This window comes from uncultured Corynebacterium sp., assembly GCF_902782855.1.
Classification (GTDB): domain Bacteria; phylum Actinomycetota; class Actinomycetes; order Mycobacteriales; family Mycobacteriaceae; genus Corynebacterium.
The window spans coordinates 1-4,451 of sequence record NZ_CACZOO010000269.1 but is presented as its reverse complement, the minus strand read 5'-3'; the positions used below and the strand labels follow the sequence as shown (position 1 = coordinate 4,451).

The following is a 4,451-nucleotide window of genomic DNA, read 5'->3' as shown; positions in this document are numbered from 1 at the left end:
TTCCTTCAGGTAGCCCGGTCGCAGGTAGCCCTGCGCGGTGCGACGCACCTCGGGCGTGGGGTCGTGGCCGGGTTCGGCGTTGAGGAAGCAGGCGTCGACGATGGTCAACAGCCAGCCGGCGGTGTGGTCGGGATCGAGGGTTTCGTCGACCTGACCTGCGTTCATCGATCGTTGAATGAGATCAGCGAGGCCTTTCCGTTGGACCGCGGCCACCTTCTCGGACGCCACGACCAGTTCGGGGTCGTGCCCCATGCGTCGCAGCGACTCGACGAGCATGCCGGCGGCGTAGGGGTAGGCGGCGTCCTTCACGAGTGTGGTGAGGATCGTCAGGATGGACGCCAGGGGGTCGGTTGATTCACGGTGCGCCTCAATGAGCTTCTCTGCTATCGGCAGATCTGTCTCGAAAGGTGCCCTGAACAGCGCCGCCTTGTCGTCGAAGTAGTAGAAGATGCTCGCCGGGCTGGTGCCGACCTCGTGGGCGACATCGGCGACGGAGGTGCTCTCGAACCCGTTGGTCGCGAAGAGACGGGCGGCGACCTCGGCGATCTCCGCCTTCTTCTGCGCGACCTTCTCCTGGTCGACCTTCCTGGCCACGGCGTCCCTTCCGTTCCCTCGGCATCCCTCAGATAGTTTCTTTGACTGACCAGTCAGACAATAGCACGACCCTGGGACCGCTACCGGCACAAGGCGTGCCCTCGCAGATCAACCGCCCACGCGCATGCGGAGCACCACCGGAAACCCCATCCCCAGGCCGACCACCGCCAGCGCCGCACTGAGCACATACGGCGCCGGCGTGTCCGCTCCGCCGGTCAGCGCCGGGGAGAATCCGATGCCGATAAACAGGGCCACACCGGCGGCACCGCCCAGCTGGTCGGCAGCACGTTGCACGCCGGACGCCGTAGCAGCGTCTTCATCCGTCACCCCGCTGACCGCAACGTACTGCAGAGCGACGATGCCGAAGCCCATTCCCGCTGCGATGAGAAGCATCGCCGGCAGCAAGGAGATCGACCCGGCGACGGGGCCCGCGTCCAGCGACGCGGCGACCGCAATGGCGGCCATCCCCAGCGCAGCACATCCCATTCCGATCAAGATGCAGACCTGCGCGCCCCAGCATTCGATGAGTCGCGGGATGTAGACCGAGGCCACGATCAGGCTAAGTGCCAACGGCACCAGAGTCAGCCCGGTCACCAACGGACTCAGGCCGATCCGGTCCTGAAGCAGGAAAGTGAACAGCAGGAACGAGGATGACAGTGCCGCACTGAGCAGCATCGTCGCGCCGTTCGCACCCAGCCGGGAACGGTGGGCCAGGATCTTCGGCGGCAGCAGCGGATCGGTGGCCCGTCGCTCGACCTTCACCAGGGTCAGTGCCGCGACTACCGCGCCGACCAGCAGCAGGGCCGGTACCCACCACGGACGCGCGGCCTCGCCGGTCTCGACGACCCCGGCGATGAACAACAACGGGGCCACGGTGAGCAGCAGGGCACCCGGGACGTCCGCCGTAGCGCCCTGCCCGGTACCTCGCGGAGCCGTCCGGCCGGACGGGACGAGGACGAGGGCCGCCACCAGCACCAGCGCCACGAACGGCACACTGATGAGGAACACCCAGCGCCAGCCGAGGAACTCGGTGATCACCCCGGACAGGATGAATCCGAGGACCAGGCCACTGCTGGCCACGGCCGCCCATACGCCGAGTGCCCGCGACCGCTGAGGTCCTTCGGGGAACATCAGGACGATCACGGACATTGCCGCAGGTGCCGCCAGAGCTTCGCCGGCCCCTTGGGCCAGACGCGCGGCGACCAGGACTCTGAAGTCGGGGGCGAGTCCGGCCAGCAATGATGCCGCACCGAAGATGACGACTCCGGCGATGAGCATCCTGCGCCGTCCGAGCAGGTCACCGAGGCGTCCGCCGAGCATGAGTAGGCCACCGCCAGCGACGGTGTAGCCGACGACGACCCAGGTCAGCTGGCCTGGATCGGCGTCGAAGTGCCGTCCGATATCGGGCAGGGCGACATTGACCACGGTCACGTCGACCGCGATAAGGAACTGTAGAAATGAGAGGCTGGCGAGGATCAGCCAGCGTCGTGAATCAGGCATGGAGAATCTCCGTTACTTGAAGTGTGCTGGTACAGGCTTCAAGCGACGGATGCGTGAGCGGGTTATGCAGGAAGGGGTTTCCCCGGACGCTCCGTCGCTAACGGAGGGTCTTGGCGACCGCTGCTGCGGCTGCTGATGCTGACATGCGCCCGAGCCTAACAACGATCGAGGGAGCGGGGCCAACTGCACCGAATCCGCATATGTGCCCAGTGTGCTACAGTTACGCACATGTCGACCATAGCCTCGCGAGATCTCCGCAATCACACCGGTGATGTGCTCCGCCGCGTGGCCAACGGCGAACGCATCACGGTGACCCAACACGGTCGTCCGGTCGCAGATATCGCCCCGACCAGAATCACGCGGCCGGTGTACCTGACCCGCGCACAGCTCATGGACGTCCTGGACACTCGCCGGGCAGATCCCGGACTGCGGGACGACCTCGCAAACCTTGCCGGTGACACAACTGACGATCTCGGGCCCATCCGATGAGCAACACGGCGCCCCGAGGACTGCTCGACACCAGCGTCTTCATCGCCCGAGAATCCGGCCGTCCATTACGCGCGGACCAGCTTCCAAATGAGGGTTGCATCTCCGTGATCACCCTCGCGGAACTGGAAGCAGGCGTCCTCGCTGCCCCCGACCAGTCGATTCGCTCACGACGCCTGTCCACACTGACTGCAGTATCGGCGCTCGAACCATTGTCCGTCGATGCAGCAGCCGCCACGCACTGGGCGCGCCTGCGCGTCAGACTGGCGGAAGCGGGCCGCCGCATCAACGTCAACGACCTCTGGATCGCCTCCATCGCCCTCGCCAATGACCTTCCCGTTTTCTCCCAGGACGAGGATTTTCGAGTCCTCGCTGACCTCGATGAACTTCAGGTGTTCTACGTGTAGCCGGCCGCGACGTCGGGTGGCCCCATGACATCCCGGCTGCTCCTCTACTCACAGGGGCGCGGCCTCTGCACGAGCAGACGGAGACACCGATTCCTTCAGCAGCTGCGCAGGGAAGACATCGACACCGACGCGACCGAAAAGCTCCCGGGTCTCCCCCCTTCAACCCGGACGCGCGCATGAATACGTTGCCGTCGGCGGGATCCATGTCCACGAGGATGTCGATGTCACTCCCCTCGTGGGCGTCACCCCTGGCCACGGGTCCGAAGAGCCGCGGGTTTGTGGCTCCATACTTGTCGAGGAGCGCATCCAACTCATCCCGGCGCGCAGCGATCAGGCCCCGTAGGGCCCTGGTCGATGCAGTCTCCGCACTCATGACCACAGTGTATCGACGTCGGGATTCCATCGGTAGTGATGTGGACTGAACCTACGTCCCCTTGACGTTCATCACCTGACGCAGCTTGTGCAGGACCGTGACCAGTGGCTCAGCGTCCGCCATGACGACGTCGATGTCCTTGTAGGCATCCGGGATCTCGTCGACGAAGGCGTCACCCGGCCGGTGGACGATGCCACCCATCCGCACCTCCAGGTCATCAGCGGTGAACCGCTTCCGGGCCTCCGTCCGAGAGAACCGGCGACCTGCCCCGTGCGGGGCAGACCGCAGACCGGGGGCGAACCCGCGACCTTCCACGACGTAGGACGCCGTACCCATCGACCCCGGGATCAGTGCCTTCACACCCTCGTCCGCGCGAACGGCACCCTTGCGGGTCAGCCACACGGTCTTGCCGTAGTGCTTCTCCTTCACGGTGTAGTTGTGGTGGCAGTTGATCCGCTCGGTCTCAGTCACCGGCGCACCGATCCACTCGCCGAGCAGGGTCGAGAACCGGTCCATCATCTCCTCCCGGTTCAGCCATGCGAAGCGCTGAGCCCAGGCGAGGTCCCGCAGGTAGGAGTCGAATTCCGGCGTCCCTTCCGGCAGGTACGCGAGGTCCTGGTCCGGCAGGTCGATCCAGAACTTCCGCATCAGCCGCTGCGCGGTCTTGATGTGCTTCTGGGCGATCTTGTTGCCGACGCCACGGGAGCCGGAGTGCAGGAACATCCAGACGCGGTCCTCCTCGTCGAGGCAGAGCTCGATGAAGTGGTTTCCGCCGCCGAGGGAGCCGAGCTGCTGCCGCCACTTCTTCGAGTGCCCGAGGTCAACGCCGGTCTTCTCCGCCATCTCCGCGAGTTCCCTGGTGCGGGCCTCCGCGGTGCCGCCGAGCACCCAGCCGTTGTAGCGGCCCGGGGACAGCGGGATGGTGCGCTCGATGGCGTCGCGCAGGTCAACGAGGTCCTTGTCCTCGATGTCGGACGCAGTGAACGACGTGCGGACGCCGATCATGCCGCAGCCGATGTCCACACCGACAGCCGCCGGAATGACGGCCCTCTCGGTACCGAAGACGGTGCCGACTGAGGAACCCTTGCCGA

At 65.7% G+C, this 4,451-nt stretch carries 6 protein-coding genes; 2 read left to right on the top strand and 4 right to left on the bottom strand.

Going from position 1 to position 4,451, the window contains the following annotated elements; all coding sequences use genetic code 11:
• Positions 1–594, bottom strand: a 594-nt coding sequence (locus QZV72_RS10940; RefSeq protein WP_297008418.1) for a TetR/AcrR family transcriptional regulator, incomplete at its 3' end; no start/stop codon positions are given.
• A 108-nt stretch (positions 595–702) separates the two neighbouring features.
• Entirely contained in the window at positions 703–2,094 is a 1,392-nt protein-coding gene (locus QZV72_RS10935; protein ID WP_297008416.1) for an MFS transporter, read from the bottom strand.
• Between the two features lie 228 nt (positions 2,095–2,322).
• On the opposite strand from QZV72_RS10935, the gene QZV72_RS10930 reads away from it, so the two are divergent.
• Positions 2,323–2,583 carry a type II toxin-antitoxin system Phd/YefM family antitoxin gene (locus QZV72_RS10930; RefSeq protein WP_297008414.1) on the top strand — a complete coding sequence of 87 codons (261 nt, stop codon included), beginning with the start codon at positions 2,323–2,325 and terminating at the stop codon, positions 2,581–2,583.
• Positions 2,580–2,987 (top strand): type II toxin-antitoxin system VapC family toxin, encoded by a 408-nt coding sequence (locus QZV72_RS10925; protein ID WP_297008412.1) that lies wholly within the window; start codon positions 2,580–2,582, stop codon positions 2,985–2,987. The genes QZV72_RS10930 and QZV72_RS10925 overlap by 4 nt, the downstream gene beginning before the upstream one ends.
• Here QZV72_RS10925 and QZV72_RS10920 read toward each other — a convergent pair.
• On the bottom strand, positions 2,872–3,360 hold the full coding sequence (locus tag QZV72_RS10920) for a nucleotidyltransferase family protein (protein ID WP_297008410.1): 489 nt from the start codon (positions 3,358–3,360) through the stop codon (positions 2,872–2,874). The two genes, QZV72_RS10925 and QZV72_RS10920, sit on opposite strands and share 116 nt — an antisense overlap.
• Positions 3,361–3,411: 51 nt before the next feature.
• A partial coding sequence (locus tag QZV72_RS10915) for an RtcB family protein (RefSeq protein ID WP_297008408.1) occupies positions 3,412–4,451 on the bottom strand: 1,040 nt, incomplete at its 5' end.

Coding starts and splice junctions, on each gene's coding strand:
- QZV72_RS10920 (WP_297008410.1), bottom strand. CDS start 3,360: ATGAGTGCGGAGACTGCATCGACCAGGGCCCTACGGGGCCTGATCGCT.
- QZV72_RS10935 (WP_297008416.1), bottom strand. CDS start 2,094: ATGCCTGATTCACGACGCTGGCTGATCCTCGCCAGCCTCTCATTTCTA.
- QZV72_RS10925 (WP_297008412.1), top strand. CDS start 2,580: ATGAGCAACACGGCGCCCCGAGGACTGCTCGACACCAGCGTCTTCATC.
- QZV72_RS10930 (WP_297008414.1), top strand. CDS start 2,323: ATGTCGACCATAGCCTCGCGAGATCTCCGCAATCACACCGGTGATGTG.